21 protein-coding genes and 1 tRNA gene are annotated in these 18597 nt (G+C 71.2%); 13 read left to right on the plus strand and 9 right to left on the minus strand.

Annotation, left to right across the window (positions count from 1 at the left end):
* Window positions 1-139 precede the first annotated feature (139 nt).
* A complete protein-coding gene (locus tag ACZ7GX_RS22355) occupies window positions 140-1309 on the minus strand; it encodes an MFS transporter (protein WP_498779171.1) in 1170 nt (389 codons plus the stop codon).
* Between the two features lie 85 nt (window positions 1310-1394).
* On the opposite strand from ACZ7GX_RS22355, the gene ACZ7GX_RS22360 reads away from it, so the two are divergent.
* Complete coding sequence (locus ACZ7GX_RS22360) at window positions 1395-1829, plus strand: Fur family transcriptional regulator (protein ID WP_498779173.1); 435 nt, start codon at window positions 1395-1397, stop codon at window positions 1827-1829.
* Window positions 1826-3274, plus strand: coding sequence for a catalase (locus ACZ7GX_RS22365; RefSeq protein WP_498779175.1), 1449 nt, complete (start codon window positions 1826-1828; stop codon window positions 3272-3274). The genes ACZ7GX_RS22360 and ACZ7GX_RS22365 overlap by 4 nt, the downstream gene beginning before the upstream one ends.
* Before the next feature lie 108 nt (window positions 3275-3382).
* Here ACZ7GX_RS22365 and ACZ7GX_RS22370 read toward each other — a convergent pair whose 3' ends face one another.
* Window positions 3383-3619 (minus strand): hypothetical protein, encoded by a 237-nt coding sequence (locus ACZ7GX_RS22370; protein ID WP_498779179.1) that lies wholly within the window; start codon window positions 3617-3619, stop codon window positions 3383-3385.
* A gap of 92 nt (window positions 3620-3711) precedes the next feature.
* On the opposite strand from ACZ7GX_RS22370, the gene ACZ7GX_RS22375 reads away from it, so the two are divergent.
* Genes ACZ7GX_RS22375 through ACZ7GX_RS22385 form a run of 3 tightly spaced genes read left to right on the plus strand, consistent with a single transcriptional unit; the run spans window position 3712 to window position 5099 of the window.
* A complete protein-coding gene (locus ACZ7GX_RS22375) occupies window positions 3712-4014 on the plus strand; it encodes a YbaB/EbfC family nucleoid-associated protein (RefSeq protein WP_498779181.1) in 303 nt (100 codons plus the stop codon).
* A 24-nt stretch (window positions 4015-4038) separates the two neighbouring features.
* A complete protein-coding gene (locus tag ACZ7GX_RS22380; protein ID WP_498779182.1) occupies window positions 4039-4359 on the plus strand; it encodes a DUF2563 family protein in 321 nt (106 codons plus the stop codon).
* A complete protein-coding gene (locus tag ACZ7GX_RS22385) occupies window positions 4356-5099 on the plus strand; it encodes a hypothetical protein (protein ID WP_498779184.1) in 744 nt (247 codons plus the stop codon). Before ACZ7GX_RS22380 ends, ACZ7GX_RS22385 begins: the two co-directional genes overlap by 4 nt.
* Window positions 5100-5142: 43 nt before the next feature.
* On the opposite strand, the gene ACZ7GX_RS22390 is transcribed toward ACZ7GX_RS22385, so the two are convergent.
* Window positions 5143-6210, minus strand: coding sequence for an alpha/beta hydrolase (locus ACZ7GX_RS22390; protein ID WP_498779185.1), 1068 nt, complete (start codon window positions 6208-6210; stop codon window positions 5143-5145).
* An 80-nt stretch (window positions 6211-6290) separates the two neighbouring features.
* On the opposite strand from ACZ7GX_RS22390, the gene ACZ7GX_RS22395 reads away from it, so the two are divergent.
* The 3 genes from ACZ7GX_RS22395 to ACZ7GX_RS22405 all read left to right on the plus strand — a co-directional run bounded on the left by ACZ7GX_RS22395 (window position 6291) and on the right by ACZ7GX_RS22405 (window position 7889).
* On the plus strand, window positions 6291-6851 hold the full coding sequence (locus ACZ7GX_RS22395; protein ID WP_498779187.1) for an NADPH-dependent FMN reductase: 561 nt from the start codon (window positions 6291-6293) through the stop codon (window positions 6849-6851).
* 114 nt (window positions 6852-6965) lie between these two features.
* Window positions 6966-7388, plus strand: a complete 423-nt coding sequence (locus tag ACZ7GX_RS22400; RefSeq protein ID WP_498779188.1) for an organic hydroperoxide resistance protein — start codon at window positions 6966-6968, stop codon at window positions 7386-7388.
* Window positions 7389-7403: 15 nt separating this feature from the next.
* On the plus strand, window positions 7404-7889 hold the full coding sequence (locus ACZ7GX_RS22405) for a Dps family protein (RefSeq protein WP_498779190.1): 486 nt from the start codon (window positions 7404-7406) through the stop codon (window positions 7887-7889).
* A gap of 163 nt (window positions 7890-8052) precedes the next feature.
* Here the strand turns inward: ACZ7GX_RS22405 and ACZ7GX_RS22410 are convergent, their stop codons facing one another.
* The gene (locus tag ACZ7GX_RS22410; RefSeq protein WP_498779192.1) at window positions 8053-9861 is read right to left on the minus strand and encodes a prolyl oligopeptidase family serine peptidase; all 1809 of its coding nucleotides are present in this window, start codon (window positions 9859-9861) and stop codon (window positions 8053-8055) included.
* The gene (locus ACZ7GX_RS22415; RefSeq protein WP_498779194.1) at window positions 9858-10652 is read right to left on the minus strand and encodes a class I SAM-dependent methyltransferase; all 795 of its coding nucleotides are present in this window, start codon (window positions 10650-10652) and stop codon (window positions 9858-9860) included. Before ACZ7GX_RS22415 ends, ACZ7GX_RS22410 begins: the two co-directional genes overlap by 4 nt.
* 29 nt (window positions 10653-10681) lie before the next feature.
* On the opposite strand from ACZ7GX_RS22415, the gene ACZ7GX_RS22420 reads away from it, so the two are divergent.
* A complete protein-coding gene (locus tag ACZ7GX_RS22420; protein WP_498779196.1) occupies window positions 10682-11188 on the plus strand; it encodes a DUF3291 domain-containing protein in 507 nt (168 codons plus the stop codon).
* On the opposite strand, the gene ACZ7GX_RS22425 is transcribed toward ACZ7GX_RS22420, so the two are convergent.
* A complete protein-coding gene (locus ACZ7GX_RS22425; RefSeq protein ID WP_498779198.1) occupies window positions 11185-11397 on the minus strand; it encodes a hypothetical protein in 213 nt (70 codons plus the stop codon). The genes ACZ7GX_RS22420 and ACZ7GX_RS22425 overlap by 4 nt on opposite strands.
* 252 nt (window positions 11398-11649) lie before the next feature.
* Between ACZ7GX_RS22425 and ACZ7GX_RS22430 the strand changes: the two genes are divergently transcribed.
* From ACZ7GX_RS22430 to ACZ7GX_RS22440, 3 genes are all read left to right on the plus strand, one after another.
* Entirely contained in the window at window positions 11650-11850 is a 201-nt protein-coding gene (locus ACZ7GX_RS22430; RefSeq protein WP_073897285.1) for a hypothetical protein, read from the plus strand.
* A gap of 102 nt (window positions 11851-11952) precedes the next feature.
* On the plus strand, window positions 11953-12714 hold the full coding sequence (locus ACZ7GX_RS22435; protein WP_498779200.1) for a class I SAM-dependent methyltransferase: 762 nt from the start codon (window positions 11953-11955) through the stop codon (window positions 12712-12714).
* A gap of 609 nt (window positions 12715-13323) precedes the next feature.
* The gene (locus ACZ7GX_RS22440; RefSeq protein ID WP_230570040.1) at window positions 13324-13683 is read left to right on the plus strand and encodes a helix-turn-helix domain-containing protein; all 360 of its coding nucleotides are present in this window, start codon (window positions 13324-13326) and stop codon (window positions 13681-13683) included.
* 317 nt (window positions 13684-14000) lie between these two features.
* Here ACZ7GX_RS22440 and ACZ7GX_RS22445 read toward each other — a convergent pair.
* Both ACZ7GX_RS22445 and ACZ7GX_RS22450 read right to left on the minus strand, forming a co-directional pair.
* Window positions 14001-14077 (minus strand) — tRNA-Pro (locus ACZ7GX_RS22445).
* 24 nt (window positions 14078-14101) lie between these two features.
* Complete coding sequence (locus ACZ7GX_RS22450) at window positions 14102-15061, minus strand: metallophosphoesterase (protein WP_230570038.1); 960 nt, start codon at window positions 15059-15061, stop codon at window positions 14102-14104.
* Window positions 15062-15125: 64 nt separating this feature from the next.
* On the opposite strand from ACZ7GX_RS22450, the gene ACZ7GX_RS22455 reads away from it, so the two are divergent.
* The gene (locus tag ACZ7GX_RS22455; protein ID WP_498779203.1) at window positions 15126-15593 is read left to right on the plus strand and encodes a GatB/YqeY domain-containing protein; all 468 of its coding nucleotides are present in this window, start codon (window positions 15126-15128) and stop codon (window positions 15591-15593) included.
* Window positions 15594-16109: 516 nt separating this feature from the next.
* On the opposite strand, the gene ACZ7GX_RS22460 is transcribed toward ACZ7GX_RS22455, so the two are convergent.
* A complete protein-coding gene (locus ACZ7GX_RS22460) occupies window positions 16110-18581 on the minus strand; it encodes a penicillin-binding protein (RefSeq protein ID WP_498779204.1) in 2472 nt (823 codons plus the stop codon).
* Window positions 18582-18597: the final 16 nt, after the last annotated feature.

Genomic DNA, 18597 nt, shown 5'->3' on the forward strand with positions numbered 1-18597 from the left:
AGCAACACCCATCATCGACGATGGCGGACTGGCGATCGCGCATTTCGAGGAATCGTGCCTCGACTGGCGGTGTGAATTGGTCTGTTCGAGTGGTCCAGTGTCCCCACGTGAATCGGTTGGGTGACGAAACGTGAGTCGGTCAACGAACCCCGGCCAGAGCAGTGTGGCGGCCGAGCGCCACCGTGCCCGCCGCGACGACGACCGCGCCCGCACCCGCCACGGCGAAGCCCCACGCCGGGGACGAGTGGTCGATCACGAAACCGGTGACCGGCGCGCCCAACGCCACGCCCAGCGTGAACGCCGAGCTCTGCAGGCCCATCGCCACACCGCGCGCGGACACCGGGGCGTACTTCGTGATCAGCTCACCCGTCGCGGTGATCGTCGGCGCGCACAGGAAGTTCGTCGGCACCAGCGCCAGCGCCAGCCACCACGGCGACCAGCCGAACAGGCCGATCGGCACGGCCAGCACCCCCATGCCGCCCATCAGCACCCACAACGGCGGCACGCGCGTCAGCCCGCCGTAGAGGAAACCGCCCGCCAACGACGCCACGCACATCACCACGATCATCGCGCCGGTCCACCCGGTCAGCCCGAGCCCGCGCATCGACGCCACCACCGACACCTCGACGCCCGACAGCACGAACGTCGCACCGCCCGCGCTGATCAGCACGCCGAGCAGCCGGCCGTCCAGCCACTCCCGCCGCGGCACCCGCGCCCCGGTCTCGCCCTCGTGCCGCACCGGCGGGTTCACCGCGTACAGGATCGCGCCGATCAGGACCATGGACGCGCCGATCGCCCACATCGCCGTCCGGCTCGACGCCTGCGTGGTGAGCGCCACCCCGAGCGCCGGCCCGGCCATGAACGACAGCTCGACGGCCATCGAGTCCATCGCCAGCGCGGTGCGCCTGCGGTCCTCCGGCACGAGCGCGGTCAGGATCTGGCGGCCGAGCGACATGACGGGCATCACGGTGATGCCGGTGATGAAGCACGTGACGAGCAGCACCTCGTAGGACAGCAGCGGCGCGACGAACCAGAACGCGCCTTCGGTGACCATCGACAGGACCAGCATCGCGCGCAGACCACGCCGGTCGACCAGGTGGCCCATCAGCGGCGAGCCCAGCGCGATGCCGACCGTGCTGACCGCCCCGACCAGGCCCGCGGCGCCGTAACCCCGTTCCAGGCCGAGGAGGACGTGCATGGTGATCGTCATGCCCGCCGCCGTCGGTGGCACGCGCGCCAGCAGCATCAACAGCATGAAGCCGGGCACGCGCGGGGTCCGGAGGACGGCCAGGTAGTGAGAGACGTTCACGTGCTCATCTTCACTCGCCCGGGCAACAGGTTTAACCGTTCGTTTTCTTGACTCGTTCCAGAAAGCGTGATGGAGTGGTGGAGCCATGACCCCAGGACCACGCGAGCTGCTCAAGGACGCCGGGCTGCGCATCACCGCGCCCCGGATCGCGGTGCTCGAATGGCTCGCCGAGCACCCCCACGCCACGGCCGACGCGGTCGCCGAGGGCGTGCGGGCCAGGTTGGGGTCCGTGTCGACGCAGGCCGTCTACGACGTGCTGCACGCGTGCGCGCGGACCGGGTTGCTGCGCCGGATCGAACCCGCCGGGCACCCGGCGCGGTACGAGACGCGGACCGGCGACAACCACCACCACCTCGTCTGCCGGGACTGCGGCCGGACCGAGGACGTCGACTGCGTCCACGGCGCCGCGCCCTGCCTGGAACCCTCGGACACGGTCGGCTTCGCCGTGGACGAGGCGGAGGTCCTCTTCTGGGGTCTGTGCCCCGACTGCCGAACCCCTCAGAAGGAGCTACCAGCGTGACCGACGCGCGTCACACCACCAACAACGCAGGCATCCCGGTCGCGAGCGACGACCACTCGCTGACCCTCGGCGCCAACGGCCCGATCCTGCTGCAGGACCACTACCTGATCGAGAAGAACGCCCAGTTCAACCGGGAGCGGGTGCCCGAGCGGGTCGTGCACGCCAAGGGTGGCGGTGCGTTCGGCTACTTCGAGACGACCGAGGACATCAGCCGCTTCACCAAGGCGGCCCTGTTCCAGCCCGGCGTGAAGACCGAGACGCTGCTGCGCTTCTCGACCGTCGCCGGTGAGCTGGGCTCGCCCGACACCTGGCGCGACCCGCGCGGTTTCGCGCTGAAGTTCTACACCACGCAGGGCAACTACGACATCGTCGGCAACAACACGCCGGTGTTCTTCCTGCGCGACCCGATCAAGTTCCCGGACTTCATCCGCTCGCAGAAGCGCCGCGCCGACACCGGCCGCCGCGACCACAACATGCAGTGGGACTTCTGGACGCTGCAGCCGCAGACCGCGCACCAGGTGACGTGGCTGATGGGCGACCGCGGCATCCCGAAGACGTGGCGCCACCAGAACGGCTACGGCTCGCACACCTACCTGTGGGAGAACGCCGCCGGCGAGCGCTTCTGGGTGAAGTACCACTTCAAGACCGACCAGGGCATCGAGACCCTGACGTCGGAACAGGCCGCGAAGATCGCCGGCGAGGACGCCGACGCGCACCGCGCCGACCTGTGGCACGCCATCGAGCGCGGCGAGTTCCCGTCGTGGACGCTGCACGTGCAGGTGATGCCCTACGAGGACGCCGCGACCTACCGCTTCAACCCGTTCGACCTGACCAAGGTGTGGCCGCACGCCGACTACCCGCTGATCAAGGTGGGCAAGCTCGTGCTGGACCGCAACCCGGCGGACTACTTCGCCGAGATCGAGCAGGCCGCGTTCGAGCCGACGAACCTGGTGCCCGGCATCGGCACGTCGCCGGACAAGATGCTGATCGGCCGGATCTTCTCCTACCCGGACGCCCACCGCTACCGCATCGGCGCGAACTACAACGAGCTGCCGGTGAACCGGCCGAAGTCGCCGGTGAACTCGTACTCCAAGGACGGCGCGATGCGTTTCAACAACGCCGTCGACCCGGTGTACGCGCCCAACTCCTACGGCGGCCCGCACGCGTCCGTCGAGGCGGCCGGCGAGGTGGCGTCGTCCTACGGCGTCGAGGACGCGGTCACCCGTTCGGCATACAAGCTGCACGCGGAGGACGACGACTTCGGCCAGGCGGGCACCCTGATCCGCGAGGTGATGGACGAGGGCCAGCGCGAGCGCCTGGTGCAGACCGTGATCGCGCACGCCTCGAACGGCGTGTCCGAGCCCGTGCTGGAGCGCGTGTTCGAGTACTGGCGCAACATCGACAAGGAGACCGGCGACAAGATCGCCGCCGCGTTCGGCAAGTGACCGCGCCACCCCGAACTGTGCACCCCTGATAGTGCACACCCCGACAGGGCCGTCCGGATTCGTCCGGGCGGCCCTGTCCCTTGTCCCGAGGGGCTTTCCAGACCGGACCTACGCGCCGGTCTCCCGGTCCTTCTGCCACGGATAACGCGGCACGACCAGCTCGAACGAGTCCACCAGCCACGTCTTCCGCGTCTCCGACTCCGACCCGGCCTCACCGGCGGCGGCACGCGGCGGCGGGGCCACGGCGGCGCGCCGCGTGGCCCGGACCCAACGGGGCTCACTGCCCGTGATCGGAAGGGCAGGCGGCGGCGGGTCACCCACCCTCACCCGCACCCAGTAGCCCACGATCTTCAGATTACCGTAGTGAATAACGGAACCAGGCTCGGTTGATCTTCGTCCGAACGGGGACACCGTGCCGCCGATCGGGGGTCGCGCGCATGACGGATCAGCCTTCACTGGACGAGCTGGCGGCCCGCGCCGAACGACTCGACCAGGCGCGGCTCGCGCTCAAGCGCGACCTCGCCGAACGGGTCGTCTTCGGCCGCGACGACAGCGGCCTGGTCGAGATCGGGGTGGACCACACGGCCAAGGTCGTCGAGGTCGCCCTCAACGCGACGCTGGTCGGCCGGGTCGACCCGAAGGTGCTGGCGAACGCGGTCCTCCAGGCCGCGACCGAGGCGCAGCGCCAGGCGCGCGAGCTGGTGGCGGAGCGGCGTTCGTACTACCTGGGCACGCAGTAGGGCAAGACAGCGAAGGGGGAGGTCATGGCAGGTTTCAAGGTCGACAGCGACCGGTTGCGCCGGTCCGCCGACGGGTTCGGGCGCGCGGGCGAGCACGCCGGCACGGTGGCGAGCTCGTTGGGCGGCGCGACCGTGCCGGGCGGCGCGTTCGGCGTCTCCGGCCCGGGCGCCGGGCTCGCCGCGGACCTGGACGCGATCGTCGGGCGCCGGCGTGACGCGATCGCGCGACGCCGCGACCGGCTCGCCGAGATCGCCGACAAGGTGCGCCGGGACGCCGACGAGTACGACCGGTCGGACGCGGACAACGCCGAGGGCGTCACCCGTTCCGGAGAGGGCCTGCGATGACCCACCCGGCACTGCAGAAGGCGATGGACGGCTGCACGCGGCTCGCGCAGGCCGCCGGCACGGTCGGCTCACCGGACCCGATCGCCGCGATCCGGCAGATCGACTACGACCCGCAGGCCGTCCAGGCCTACGTCGACCAGCTGCGCGCGGCCGCCGGCGACCTCGACAAGGCGATCGCGCAGCAGGAGGACGCGATCGCCGAGCACGAGGCGGGCTCGGAGGGGTCCGCGTCCGACTCCGCCCGCGCGGAGATGGCCAAGGAGCTCGACGCGCTGGTCGACGAGCGCAAGCGGCTCGAGGAGCTGATCAAGGAGGTCGACCGGATCTCCGCGCGGATGGACCAGCTCGCCGGCACCGCGGCCGACCAGGTCCTGGCGATCGCCGCCCACGCCGACCCCGCCGTCTCGATGGTGCTGGACGGCAGCTGGCTCGACGACGCGACCGGCGAGGGCGCGCAGGCGGAGGAGATCGTGCACACCGCCGTCGCCGACGTCATCAAGGTGTGCCAGTCGGTCCAGGACCAGGTCGCCACGCTCCGCGCGGAGCTCAACGCCACGATGGACGACGCCGAGAGCAGCGGCGCGTCGGCGGGCGGCACGACGGGCGGCGCCGGTGAAGGCGGCGTCCCGCAGGGCGAGGGCGAGGTGGGCGCGCCGGAAAGCGGGGGTGAGGCCGGCACGCCGGAGGGCGGGCAGGCGGAAGCAGGCGGGTCGGGCGGCGCCGCGGGCAGCGGCGGCTGAGCCGAACGGGCCGGTCGCCCCGCCCGGGGCGACCGGCCGCGCGTCACGCGGTCTCGGGGATGTCCTGCCGCGTGTTGGCCAGCGCCAACCCGGTGCGCAGCGACCCGACCGCCTCCGCCACCGCCTCCCGGAACACGCCACCGACGCCGAGGATGTTCGCGTAGCCGTGGAACAGCCCCTCGTACCGCCGCAGCACCACCGGCACGCCCTGCCGCGCCAACTTCTCCGCGAACGCCTCGCCCTCGTCCCGCAGCGGGTCGAACCCGGCCGTCGCCAGGTACGTCGGCGGCAGCCCGCTCAGGTCCTCCGCCAGCAGCACCGACAGCCGCGGATCGGTGTGCGTCTCGCGTGAGGGCGCGTAGTGGTCCAGGAACCAGTCCATCTTCTGGTCGGTGAGGAAGAACCCGTTGCCGAACAGCTCCCGCGACCGCCGGCGCACCGACGCGTCCACCGCCGGGTAGAACAGCAGCAGGAACACCGGCTTCACCTCGCCCGCGTGCAACGCCGTCACCGCCGCCAGGTTGCCGCCCGCGCTGTCACCGCCCAACGCGATCCGCCGCGGGTCGACCTTCAGCTCCTCGGCGTGCGCCACCGCGTACTCGAACGCCGCCCGCGCGTCGTCCGCCGCCGCCGGGAACGGGTGCTCCGGCGCGAGCCGGTAGTCGGCCGACAGCACCCGCACCCCGCCCTCGACGGCGAGGAACCGGCACAGGTTGTCGTGGCTGTCCAGGTCGCCGCTGACCCACCCGCCGCCGTGGTAGAAGACCAGCAGCGGCGAGCCGGCGGCCAGCCCGGTCGGCTCGTAGAACCGCGCGCCGACGCCGTCCAGCGACAGCGAGCGCACCGCCACGCCACCGATGACCGGACCGCACACCAGCGCGTTGCTGCGGGTCAGCGCCAGGCGGTTCGCGGCGGGCGTGGTCGTCTGCCAGTCCTCGCCGCTGAGCTGCTGCAGCCTGAGCAGCAGCTGGGCTTCCGGGTGCAGCCGCTGGCCGTCCACCGTGACGGGACGGCCGGCGATCAGCTTGCGCAGCGGCGCGGGCAGGCCGAACACGAAGCGCAGGGCACCGGCCAGGACACCGGGAGGGATCGACTCGGCGAGCTTCGACATGAGACGTACGTTACTCGCCGGTAGGGCCTCGGGCGAGCGACTGGACCTCCAGTTAGGTCCAGGTGGCAGGATCGGACACCATGACGGTCACCGTGGTGGGCATCGGCGGATCCCTCCGCCCCAACTCGCAGTCCGAGCGCGCGATGAGGATCGCCTTGGAGGGCGCCGTGGACGCGGGCGCGAAGGTCGTCGAGGTCTCCGGGCCCGACCTGGTGCTCCCGTTCTACGACCCGGCCATCCCGGACCGCACCGAGAACGCCCACCGGCTGGTCGAGGCGCTGCGCGGCGCGGACGGCGTCGTGCTCGTCTCGCCCGGCTACCACGGCACGGTGTCCGGCCTGGTCAAGAACGCCCTGGACTACATCGAGGACCTGCGCGGCGACGCGCGCCCCTACCTCGACGGCCGCGCGGTCGGCTGCGTGGCCACCGCCCAGGGCTGGCAGGCGTCGGTGACCACGCTGACCGCGTTGCGCTCGATCGTGCACGCGCTGCGCGGCTGGCCCACGCCGTTGGGCGCGGCGGTGAACTCGCGCGAGGTCGAGTTCGACCTCGAAGGCGGCTGCACGGTGCCGTCCGTGGCCGACCAACTCCGCACGATCGGGCGACAGGTGGCCGAGTTCGCCGTGTCGAGGGCGGGCTGAGCGGGTACGTGTGAGGGGGCGTGAGCTGCCACACGACCGGGTGTGGTTCGGCTTCGGCCGGGTGTTGGGCTGATCGACGGGGCTTGACCACCAGCTCGAAGGGGAGCGTTGAAGATGCAGGTGCTCTACACCGCGGAAGCCATCGCAGTCGGGGACGGCCGCAACGGAGAGGTCCGCTCCTCCGACGGCGTGATCGACGAGCAGCTCTCCACGCCCAAGGAGCTCGGCGGCCCCGGCGGCGACCGGACCAACCCCGAGCAGCTGTTCGCGGCCGGGTACGCGGCGTGCTTCCACAGCGCGCTGAAGGTCGCCGCGCGGCAGGCCAAGGTCAAGATCGGCGAGACGTCGGTGACCGCGAAGGTCGACCTCGGCGCCAACGGCAGCGGCGGCTTCCAGCTGGCCGTCGAGCTGGTCGCGCACGTCCCGGGCGTCGAGCAGGCCGTGGCCGAGCAGCTGTCCGCCGCCGCGCACCAGATCTGCCCGTACTCCAACGCCACGCGAGGCAACATCGAGGTGGCCCTCACGACCACCGTCTGAGGAGGCGTCAGACCCATGAGCAAGTCGCAGAAGTCTCCGATCACCAGCCCCCTGGCCGACGCGGACAAGGCGTCGGTCGCGGCGGTGCTCCAGGCCACCCTGGTCGACCTGGTCGACCTGTCCCTGGTGGCCAAGCAGGCGCACTGGAACGTGGTCGGCAAGAACTTCCGCAGCGTCCACCTCCAACTGGACGAGCTCGTCACGACCGCCCGCACGTACACCGACGAGGTGGCCGAACGGGCCGCCGCGCTCGGCATCTCGCCGGACGGCAAGGCGAAGACCGTGGCGGAGGGCTCGGGCGTGCCGGAGTTCCCCGGCGGGTGGTTGAAGGAGGACCAGGTCGTCGCGGCCGTCGTCACGGCGCTGGGCGAGCTGATCGGGCGGCTGCGCAAGCGGATCGACGAGACCGACAAGTCCGACCTCGTCACCCAGGACCTGCTGATCGAGATCACGAAGAACTTCGAGCAGGCGCACTGGATGTGGCAGGCGCAGCAAGCCTGACCCACCTGCCCGCGCACCGGCCTCGACCGACCTTCGGGGGCCACCGGACATCCGGCGGCCCCCGAAAATGTCGGACCCCCTCGGTAATATCGAAAACAGGGATCCCCTGGGCGGGGACTCCTGCGCAGCTTCGCCCCGCAGGCCGGCTCGGCCAGGCCCGCGGCTACAGCACGCGCTGCACGAACGCGACCTCGGCGGCCGTCTGCCGGATCGTCTCCGCGACCACGAGCGAACCGTGCCCGGCGTCGTACCGGTACACCTCGTACGCCGCCCCGCGCGCCGCCAGCCGCTCCAGGTAGTTGTCGATCTGCCGGATCGGGCAGCGCGGGTCGTTCTCCCCCGCCAGCACGAGCACCGGCGCGCGCACCGCGTCCACGTACGTCAACGGCGAGCACTCGCGGTACCGGTCGGGGAGTTCCTCCGGCGAACCCCCGAACAACGCCCGGTCGAACGCGCGCAGCGGCTCCATCTCGTCCTCGTACGCGGCCAGGTAGTCGGCCACCGGCACGCCCGCCACGCCGGCCGCCCACCGCTCCGGCTGCGTGCCCAGCGCCAGCAGCGACAGGTACCCGCCCCACGACGCGCCGTTGACCACGCACTTCGCCGGGTCGGCGAACCCGGACCCGACGGCCCACTCGTGCACCGCCGCCACGTCCTCCAGCTCGGTCAACCCCGGCCGGCCCTCGATCGCGTCACGCCACTTCGACCCGTACCCGGTGGACCCGCGGTAGTTCACGTGCACCACGGCGAACCCGGCGTCCAACCACACCGCGCGGTACGCGGAGAACCGGTCCTCGTCCGCCGAGTGCGGCCCGCCGTGCAGGTGGAACACCGTCGGCAGCGGACCGTCGGGCGCGCCGGCGGGCCGGGCGACCAGGGCGTGCACCTCGCCCACGAACACGTCGGTCAGGTCGACCGACGGCGGGGCCTTGTGCCCGGGCGGCTCCAGCAGCACGCGCTCGTCGCCGTCCACGTCCAGCACCCGCACCACGCCCGGCCGGGCGGCCGACGACCACGAGTACTCCACCGCGCCGTCCGGCCGCACGTTCGCGCTGCCGACCGTGCCGTGCGGGGTGTCCAACGCGTGCAGGACGCCGGTGGCCAGGTCGTAGCGGTGCAGGGTGTTGCGCGCCTGGAACGTGTGCACGACCAGCAGCGACTTCGCGTCCGGGTACCAGTCGGCGCTGATCTCGCCCGGCAGGTCGATCACGACCTCGGTCTCGGTGTCCGCCGCGACGTCCCAGATCAGCAGCTCCTCCTTGCCGCGCCGCTCGTGCCCGACCAGCAGCCGGTTGTCGCCGCGCACCGGGCTGAACGCGATCGCGTCCAGGCCCTTGCCCGGCCCGTCCCACTTCTCGGCGACTTTTTCACCCGACGGGGTGACCACGCGCAGCGCCGCGTGCCGGTTGTCGCCGTGCTCCGAGTGCGACAGCACGACCAGCGTCTCGTCCTTGGACAGCGCCGACACGCCGCCGTCGTTCTCGTGCGCGTAGATCACCTCGGCCGGCCCGCCGCCCCGCGCCACGTACACGGTGGTGCCGTCGTCGGTGGACGTGCCGACCGCGACGACCTCGTGCCCGATCTCCAACCCGGCCGGGTACCCGGCCCGCACGCCGTCCACCGCGGGCTTCGGGTCGCGGCCCGGCTGGAACGGCTCGCTGACCCACGTGCCGAACTCGTCACCGTCGGTGTCGGCGAACCACCAGATCGTGTCGCCGTCGGGGCTGAGCGCGCCGTGCGACGTGCCGTTCGGGCGGTCGGTCACCTTGCGGTGGGTGTCGCTCGCGCGGTCCCAGGCGTAGATCTCCCACACACCGCTGGAGTTCGACAGGTACAGGCTGCGGTCGGGTGCGTCGTCGGCCCACCCCGGCAGGCTCACGCGCGGGGCCGTGAAGCGGGCCCGCCAGCGGGCTTCGGCCTCGGCGTCGGCGAACAGCGGGTCGGGCACTTCGGCGGTCGGGTGCGTCGTCACAGCCCCGATCCTGCCGGCTTCCGCGCGGTGACCAGGTAGTAGTCCACGAGACCCTGCTCGACGGCGCGCAACCAGTTGCGGTCCCAGTGGTCCGGGCGCGGCCCCTGCTCGAGCCACCGGTCCAGGCCGCGCCACACGTGCTCGCCGACGCTGCGGGCGGTGACGTCGGCGAACCCCGCCGCACGCAGGTCGCGCACCACGTCGTCGACGCGGTGCGCGTGGTCGAGGCCGGAGGCGAACGTCTTCAGCAACCCGGCCAGCCGCTCGGCCGCGTCACCCGTCCTGGTGAAGAACGTGGTGACGGCGAACCGGCCGCCCGGCGCGAGCACGCGGGCGCTCTCGCGCGCGAACCCCGGGACGTCCTCGAAGTGCTGCGCCGCCTCCACGGACAGCAGCGCGTCGAACGAGCCGGCGGGGAACGGCAGGTCGTCGCACGCGCCCTGGACGAACGCCACCCGTGGGTCGTCGTTGGCCTCCGTCGCCCGCGCGACCTGCTCCGGCACCAGGTCCACGCCCCGGACCACCGCCGGCCCGCGCCGCAGGACGCGACGCGCGCCCAGGCCGTGCCCCGAGCCGACCTCCAGCACCCGGTCGCCCGGCCCGATCGAGAGCGCGGCCACGACCAGGTCGTACAGGGCCTCCTGCGAGGCGATCCGCTGCTCGACGGTCAGCTCGCCGTCCAGCGGGATGCCCGCCCAGTAGCCGAAGTTGATGAAGCCGCCCGCGAACACCGGCAACGCCGCCAGGTCGCCCGTCCCGTACGCGCGCCGAACCTCGGTGAGATCTCCCATCTGTCGATCTTCCCGGCTAGCGTGCGGACATGACCGGGGACGGGTACGACTTGGCGCAGGTGAACATCGGCCGGATGCTCGCGCCGCTGGACAGCCCGCGGATGGCGGGGTTCGTGGCGGCGCTGGACCCGGTGAACGCGGTCGCCGACCGCGCGCCGGGGTTCCGGTGGCGGCTGCAGACCGAGGACGGCGACGCGACCGCGATGCGGATCTTCGACGACGAGTGGCTGCTGGTGAACATGTCGACGTGGGCGTCGCACCAGGCGCTCGTCGACTACGTGTACGGGCCGGAGCACGTGGCCGTGCTGCGGGAGCGCAGGCAGTACTTCGAGCGGCCGGCCGAGGCGATGACCGCGCTGTGGTGGGTGCCCGCCGGCCACCGGCCGACCGTGGCGGAGGCGCAGGAGCGGCTGGTGCGGCTGCGCGAGGACGGTCCGACGCCGTTCGCGTTCACGTTGCGCGAGACGTTCCCGGCGCCGGACGCGACGGAGCGTGACCTGGTGGAGCGTGACCTGGCGGGCTGCGGGGTCGACTAGCGGTCCAGTTCCTCGGCCAGGATCCGGTCCACCTGGCGTGACGCGCGGAGCAGGGCGCGGACCGCGAGGGCGATCAGCGCCACCGCCGCCGCGACGACGACGGCCGCGGTGGGCGAGGCCAGAACCGCGACCAGACCGGCTAACCCGAGCGCGACCTGGATCGAGGCGACGACAGGGACCCAGCTCTTCACGGCGGTGGTGGTGGTCATCGGGCATCTCCCTGCTGGCGGTGGCGGGCGGCGGCGCGACGCGTTGACTCGTCGTCGCCCGAACCCCGCCGCTCGTTACGCAACGTCACTTGAATCGGCAACGTTCACTCGAACGGTGTAGCCCAACGTGACGAAGGTTCACGGAAGATGGCAGTGGACGAATTAAGCAACAGCGAGGAGTAGTTCGTAACGTCCTCGTTGGTCCGAACGAATCACGAGTTACACGGGTGGTAGCGCAGGGAGGTCTGACCGATGATCGAGAACACGGTTCGGCAGGGCGGTCGCGTCGGGTGCGTCGACGCCCTGGGTCGTCGGCGGACGCTGGAGGTGTCGCTCACCGAAGAGGGCAACGTCTGCATCCACACCCCGCCCGGCGAGTCCGCGAAGCTCGACTGGAACGAGGTCGGCGAGCTCCTCCGGCGCCTCGCGGAGCTGCGACCGCACGTCAAGTGACGTCCGGCCGGCGCGCGTCCGGGAGGGCCGGCTAACCCTCCCGGACGCCCCGGCGCGGGAAAACCGCTCGCCCGTGGTCGGGCGAGCCACTCCAATGAGCGGATGATCGACCACACGGAACTCAACCGCCGGCACTGGGAAGACACCGCCGCCGCGGCGCACGGACCACTGGCCCGTGAGCACTGGGCGAAGACCGAGCCGCAGTGGGGCCTGTGGGCCACCCCCGAGTCCGAGGTCTCCGTGCTGCCGCCCGACGTGTCCGGCATGGACGTCATCGAACTCGGCTGCGGCACCGCCTACGTGTCCGCGTGGCTCGCCAGGCTCGGCGCCCGTCCCGTCGGCATCGACATCTCGGCCCGCCAGCTCGACACCGCCCGCGAGATGCAGGCCGAGTTCGGCCTCGACTTCCCGCTGCTCCTCGGCGACGCCCAGCGCGTGCCCCGCGACGACGCCACCTTCGACCTCGCGATCAGCGAGTACGGCGCCTCCCTCTGGTGCGACCCGCACCGCTGGATCCCCGAAGCCGCGCGCCTGCTCCGGCCGGGCGGCCACCTGGTCTTCCTCCACCGGTCACCGCTGTTCGCCCTGTGCGCCCGCGACGGCACGACCGCGTCCACGTCGCTCATGCGCCCGCAGTTCGGCCTCAACCGGGTCGACTACGCCGACTCCACCGAGTTCACCCTGCCGCACGGCGACATGCTGCGGCTGCTGCGCTCGTCCGGCTTCACCGTGGACGACCTGATCGAGATCCAGGCGCCCACCCCCGCGAACCGCGAGTTCCACGAGGTGTCGTCGGCGTGGGCGAGCCAGTGGCCGAGCGAGGAGATCTGGAAGGCGCGACTGACGTCTCCCCAGGTCAGGTAGTCCTGGCTGCCCGGTCGAGCAAATCTATGATCGCCGGAGTAGACATTCGCACCTCGACGTGTGTAGTGTTCTCCCTGTACGAGAGAACGTCGGATCGGCACGGGAGATGACGAACTACCCGTGACGCGAGGGCGGTCGGCGCGTGCGGTACCCGGAGTGCAAACGATTTACGCAGGACAGCAAGTCGCACTCCGAGCCGACAGACCCGCGCGTGCAGTGGCAAGGCGGTCAGGCGAGCTGGAGCCGATCAGTGGAAGGGGTTCCAGCGCGGTGGCCGGGCGGTCGGCGAGGTGAGCCGGAGCAAGCGAGAAGTCCGGTGTCGGCCGTCGAACGAGTGGCGAGAAAGTCCGGAAACCAGAGAAGAAGGGAAGGGTTGAACACCATCGGATCGCCTGCCTCGGGCTGAAGTCGGGCCAGGCGGGTACCGCAGTCCAGAAAGATTGGAAGGTGGTCTCCGGTTACGCAAACGCGATCCACGCAGTCTCCGCCGCTGTACGGGCGGATGACGCGGACACGGTAAACCGGCCGCGAGGCCGGATGGTGGGAACCCATAACCCTGGGGCCCGGTGCCGACAGACGGCACCGGGCCCCTCGTGGCGCGGAGGTGCGATGACCCCAGAAACGAACGAGCCGCGACCGGCGGCGGACAACTTGGACGACGACCACTACCCCGCCTTCACGATGGGCAGGGCCGCGGAGATGCTCGGCACCACGCCGGGTTTCCTGCGGGGCCTCGACGAGGCGAAGCTGATCGAGCCGGAGCGCTCGTCAGGCGGCCACCGCCGCTACTCCCGGTACCAACTCCGGTTGGCCGCACGGGTCAGGGAACTGGTCGACCAGGGCATGAGCCTCGACGCCGCGTGCCGCATCGTCACCCTGGAGGACCAACTCCAGGAAGCCAGGAACCTGAACAAGCAGAACGCACCGCCCGAGCCGGACCAGCCGTACCCGCCACTGCGGGGCGTGTGACCGGGTCGGGCCGTCGACCCGACCGAGCAGAGAGCGCGCGTCACGGCCTCACCACCCGTGACCGCGCCCGCCGCTGACTCAAGCCCTCGCGAACCCGTCGCCGTCCGCTTGCCGGCCCCGTGCCACATCACGCGTCGGCGGTTTGCCTGCGTGCCTGGTGTCCTCCACCAACGCCGCGCCACCCGCTGCGGCCAACGCGATCATGCCTCCGCCGGCACAAACCCTCCAGCGCGCTCGAACCGCCGACAGCAGCCGAAGTGAGCTGCACCGAAAACGACTCAGGGCCTGTCCGAAGACTTCTCGGACAGGCCCTGATCTGGTCGGGGTGACAGGATTTGAACCTGCGACCTCTTCGTCCCGAACGAAGCGCGCTACCAAACTGCGCCACACCCCGGCTTGCTCTCGAACGAGGAGAACTCTACCTGACGTTCCCACCCACTCCGAACCGGGTATCCCTTTTCGCTTCGGACACGTCCTGACCTGCGTCGACAGGGCGCGGCACCAAGGTCAGCAGGCTCGCCTCCGGCGGGCACGCGAAGCGCACCGGCGCGTACGGCGACGTGCCCAGGCCGGCCGACACGTTCAGCCACATGTGCGCGCCCCACCGCGAGACGCCCCGCGCACGCGAGCGGTCCAGTTCGCAGTTCGTCACGATCGCGCCGTAGCCCGGGATGCGCAGCTGGCCGCCGTGCGTGTGGCCCGCCAGCACCAAGTCGTAGCCCTCCGCCGCGAACGGGTCCAGCACGCGCGGTTCCGGGGAGTGCGTCACGCCGAGCCGCAGCGGCACGTCCGGCAGCGGGCCGCTGATCTCGTCGAACCGGTCTCGCTTGAGGTGCGGGTCGTCCAGGCCCGCGGCGAAGACCTCCAGGCCGTTCACCTCGAACCGGCGGCGCGCGTGGGTCAGGTCCAGCCAACCGCGTTCGATCATCGCCGCGCGCAGGTCCTTCCACGGCAGCGGGATGCCGTGCACGCGCCGCGTCTTCGCCGACGGCAGCAGGTAGCGGGCCGGGTTCTTCGGGCGCGGCGCGTAGTAGTCGTTGCTGCCGAACACGAACACGCCGGGACGGTTCAGCAGCGGACCCAGCGCGCGCACCACGGCGGGCACGGCCTGCTTGTGCGCCAGGTTGTCCCCGGTGTTCACGACGAGGTCCGGCTCCAACTCGTCCAACGCCGCGACCCACCGCTGCTTGGACTTCTGGCCCGGCATCATGTGGAGGTCCGAGAGGTGCAGCACGCGCAGCGGCGACGAGCCCGGCGCGAGCACCGGCACCGTCGCCTCGCGCAACGTCCACCGCCTGCGCTCGATGCCCGCGGCGTAGGCGAGCGTGGCGGTGCCCAGGGCGGTCGTGGCGAGCAGCGTTCGGACGAGCGTGTTCACGTAGTCGAGGGTAGGGGGTTGACCGATTCGGGGTGCGACGGGCTTCCCGGTACCGTTCCGGCTCATGGCGGAGTTGAAGGCGCGGTTGCAGGCGGACCTGACGGCGGCGATCAAGGGCCGGGAGACGGTGCGGGCGGGCGCGCTGCGGATGACGTTGGCCGCCCTGACCACCGAAGAGGTCTCCGGCAAGAGCGCTCGCGAGCTGAGCGACGACGAGGTGCTCAAGGTCATCACCCGTGAGGTGAAGAAGCGCAAGGAGGCGGCGGAGGCGTTCGCCGGCGCCGGGCGGACCGAGCAGGCCGAGCTGGAGCAGGCGGAGTCCAAGGTGCTGGAGGACTACCTGCCGGCGCAGTTGGACGACGCCGAACTGGCGATCCTGGTCGACGCCGCGATCGCCCAGGTGGCCGAGCAGCTCGGGGAGCAGCCCGGCCAGCGGCAGATGGGCCAGGTCATGAAGGCCGTCAACGCCCAGGTCGCGGGTCGCGCGGACGGCGGCCGAGTCGCCGCCGCGGTCAAGGCCAAGCTCGCCTGAGGCCCGGTTCTGCTGACTGCGGACGCTTGGCAGCGTCCGCAGACGCCTCGCCTCTGCCCGTGCGGCAGGCCGGGACGGCTGTGGTCGAACGGTCCAGCGGCTCGCGGTCGGCGCGTGGGCCCGGTTGCCGGGACGGTCAGGACGTACACAATCGGGTGATCATCGCCCGAAAATGTACGGAAACACTGTTACCGCACCTCGGTTGAAAACCAGCGGAACCGCCGAAACCACCCCCGACCGCCCAAGAGCACCCCGACCGCCCACCGCCCCGACCGCCGCCCAGTGCGACGGCCCACCGCGACGGCCCCCACGGCCACCGCCCCACCGCCGCCGCCACCACGGCCACCGCCCCACCACCACGGCGACGACACCGGGCCAACGACCCGACGAGCGCTTCCGGCGGCAGACGCGCCGCACTCGCCGCACTCGCCAGCGCCCGAACCGCCGACGCCGGAGCAGGCGGGGTGAGGAGTCCGGCCGTGCGGGGCGCGGGGGTGTGGGTTGGCGGCGCGGGGGTTAGCGGCGTGGTGGGTCGGTGGGGATGGTGATTTGTGGCGGGCCCGTGGGGCGGCCGGGGTCGCCTGGGCGGCCCGGTTGGCCTTGGCCCGGGTCGGGGGATTCGCTGGTCGGCGGTGGGTCGCTCGCCTGCGGCGGGGGGACGTAGCCCGTGGACACCAGAAGGGTGATCACGGTGCCCTTCAGGGCGCTGCCGCGCGGTGTTTGGCTGACCACTTGGCCCTTCGGCTGGTCGGAGTTGCGGTTCTGCGCGGAGACCTTGTAGCCGGCCTGTTCGAGGATCCTGGTGGCGTCGTTGACGTTCCGGCCGACGACGTCGGGCACGCGGATCTCGCTGCCGCCCTTCAGGTAGCGCTCCTCGACGGCCGGCATGCCGCGCACCGGCAGTCCTTCGTGGACCTTCGTCATCGTGTCGAACCACGTCCGCGCGGGCACGGTGCCGCCGTAGATGTCACCCTTGCCGCACAAGCGAGGCGGGCCGCCGTTGACGCAGATCCCGCGCGGTTCCACGCCGTCGTTGAACGTCTGCACGGCACCGGCGAAGTCCGGCGTCGCGCCGATGAACGCGGCCGACTTGTAGTCCTCCGTCGTCCCCGTCTTGCCCAGCATCGGCCGGGTCCACTTGAACTGCCGCGCCGCGGCGGCGGCGGTTCCGCTGCCCTGGTCGTCCTTCGACATCCCCACGGCCAAGCCGTTCGCCAACGGCTCGGCCACGACCTGCTCGCACGGCGCCTCGTTGACCGGCACGGGCTGGCCGGAGCGGTCCACGATCTGGGCGATCGGGGACGGCGGGCACCACACGCCGCCGCTCATGATCGTCGCCGCCACGTTCGCCAGCTCCAACGTGCTCACCGGCGCCGGGCTCAACGTGAACGAAGCGTTGCCGCCGTTGGACTTGTAGAACTCGGTCTGCGAGACCCGCAGCTCCTTGCTCTTCGCCTTCGGGTCCGGCCGCACGCCCGCGATGTTCGTCGCCATCGTCTCGCGCATCCCCAACCGCGACGCCATGTCCACCACCGGGTCCATGCCCAGCTGCTCTTCCAGGATCACGAACCCGGTGTTCGGCGAGGTCTGCAACGCCGTCTGCAACGACATCTGCGGCGGGTACGTCGACGACGCGTTGCCCAGGCAGTACCACCGCGTGGCAGGCTCCGGGGCCGGCGGGCACTTGTCCCCACCACCCTTGAACACCCGCGACACGTACGAGTTCGGCGTGGCCATCGTGCTCTCGATGCCCATGCCCTTCTCCAACGCCGCCGCGGCCGTGAACACCTTGTAGACCGACCCGGCCCCGAACTTGTTCTCCACCCCGGACGGCAGGTCGAACTGCGTCTGGAACTGGTCGGCCTTCAACCCGTAATCACGGTTCGCCACCAGCGCCACGACCTCGTGCCGCTCCTTGCCCGGCCGCACGACCGCCACCGTGTTCGCGATGCCGTCGGTCGACTTCGCGACCTGGCCCTCCGCCGCGCGCTTCGCGTGATCGGTGATCGTGCGGTCCAAAGTGGTCCGGATCGTGTAGCCGCCGGTCTTCAGCTGCTCCTCGCTGAAACCGTTGCGCGCCAAGTAGTTCAACGCGTACGAGCAGAAGAACCCGTGCTCCGGCCCGGCCCCGACGCACCCGTTGGGCGGCGTCCGCACCGGCGTCGCCAGGCCGAGCGGCTCGGCCTTCGCGGCCTCGGCGGCGTCACGCGACAGCTTGTCGTTCTCGACCATCTTGTCGATCACCTGGTTGCGCCGCTCCAGCGCCTTCTCCGGGAACACCTCCGGGTTCAGCGCGGACGGGCTGTTGACCATGCCCGCGAGCATCGCCGCCTGCGGCACGGTCAACTTGTCCGCCGTCGTGTTGAAGTACGCCTGCGACGCCGCGGCGATGCCGTAGATCGTCGAGCCGAACGGCACCACGTTCAGGTACCGGGCGAGGATCTCCTCCTTGCCGAGCTGGCTCTCCAGCTGCAACGAGATGCGCCACTCGCGGGCCTTGCGCGCGACCGTCTGCTCCTGCGCCTTCTGCTGCTCGACCTGGTTGTTGCGCGCGACGACGTGCACGAGGTAGTTCTTCACGTACTGCTGCGTGAGCGTGGACGCACCCTGCGTGACCGAGCCGCTGAACTGGTTCGTCAGCCCGGCCCGGATCGTGCCCCGCCAGTCCACGCCCTGGTGCTCGTAGAACCGCCGGTCCTCGACCGAGACCAGCGCGGCCTTCATCGTCGGCGAGATCATGTCGGGCTCGACGAGCACGCGGTACTGGTCGTACAGGTACGCGATCGGCGCGCCGTCCTTGTCGGTGATCGTGGAGATCAACGGCGGGTCGGTGGTGACCAGGTCGGCGGAGATGCTGTCGACGGTGTCGCTGGCTCTGTTCGACACCATCCCCAGCGAGCCGACGACAGGGAACAACATGCCTGCCAGCAGCACCCCGGCCAGCAGACACAGTCCGAGCAGTTTCAGCACGCCGTTCCTGGCTCGCATGCAGGTCAGCGTACGC

The organism is Actinosynnema sp. NPDC037264, from assembly GCF_055603705.1.

What these genes read in the sequence shown, in the direction of transcription:
- ACZ7GX_RS22360 (WP_498779173.1), top strand. Translation starts at nt 1,395, where the DNA reads ATGACCCCAGGACCACGCGAGCTGCTCAAGGACGCCGGGCTGCGCATC.
- ACZ7GX_RS22375 (WP_498779181.1), top strand. Translation starts at nt 3,712, where the DNA reads ATGACGGATCAGCCTTCACTGGACGAGCTGGCGGCCCGCGCCGAACGA.
- ACZ7GX_RS22380 (WP_498779182.1), top strand. Translation starts at nt 4,039, where the DNA reads ATGGCAGGTTTCAAGGTCGACAGCGACCGGTTGCGCCGGTCCGCCGAC.
- ACZ7GX_RS22385 (WP_498779184.1), top strand. Translation starts at nt 4,356, where the DNA reads ATGACCCACCCGGCACTGCAGAAGGCGATGGACGGCTGCACGCGGCTC.
- ACZ7GX_RS22390 (WP_498779185.1), bottom strand. Translation starts at nt 6,210, where the DNA reads ATGTCGAAGCTCGCCGAGTCGATCCCTCCCGGTGTCCTGGCCGGTGCC.
- ACZ7GX_RS22395 (WP_498779187.1), top strand. Translation starts at nt 6,291, where the DNA reads ATGACGGTCACCGTGGTGGGCATCGGCGGATCCCTCCGCCCCAACTCG.
- ACZ7GX_RS22400 (WP_498779188.1), top strand. Translation starts at nt 6,966, where the DNA reads ATGCAGGTGCTCTACACCGCGGAAGCCATCGCAGTCGGGGACGGCCGC.
- ACZ7GX_RS22405 (WP_498779190.1), top strand. Translation starts at nt 7,404, where the DNA reads ATGAGCAAGTCGCAGAAGTCTCCGATCACCAGCCCCCTGGCCGACGCG.
- ACZ7GX_RS22415 (WP_498779194.1), bottom strand. Translation starts at nt 10,652, where the DNA reads ATGGGAGATCTCACCGAGGTTCGGCGCGCGTACGGGACGGGCGACCTG.
- ACZ7GX_RS22420 (WP_498779196.1), top strand. Translation starts at nt 10,682, where the DNA reads ATGACCGGGGACGGGTACGACTTGGCGCAGGTGAACATCGGCCGGATG.
- ACZ7GX_RS22425 (WP_498779198.1), bottom strand. Translation starts at nt 11,397, where the DNA reads ATGACCACCACCACCGCCGTGAAGAGCTGGGTCCCTGTCGTCGCCTCG.
- ACZ7GX_RS22430 (WP_073897285.1), top strand. Translation starts at nt 11,650, where the DNA reads ATGATCGAGAACACGGTTCGGCAGGGCGGTCGCGTCGGGTGCGTCGAC.
- ACZ7GX_RS22435 (WP_498779200.1), top strand. Translation starts at nt 11,953, where the DNA reads ATGATCGACCACACGGAACTCAACCGCCGGCACTGGGAAGACACCGCC.
- ACZ7GX_RS22440 (WP_230570040.1), top strand. Translation starts at nt 13,324, where the DNA reads ATGACCCCAGAAACGAACGAGCCGCGACCGGCGGCGGACAACTTGGAC.
- ACZ7GX_RS22455 (WP_498779203.1), top strand. Translation starts at nt 15,126, where the DNA reads ATGGCGGAGTTGAAGGCGCGGTTGCAGGCGGACCTGACGGCGGCGATC.
- ACZ7GX_RS22460 (WP_498779204.1), bottom strand. Translation starts at nt 18,581, where the DNA reads ATGCGAGCCAGGAACGGCGTGCTGAAACTGCTCGGACTGTGTCTGCTG.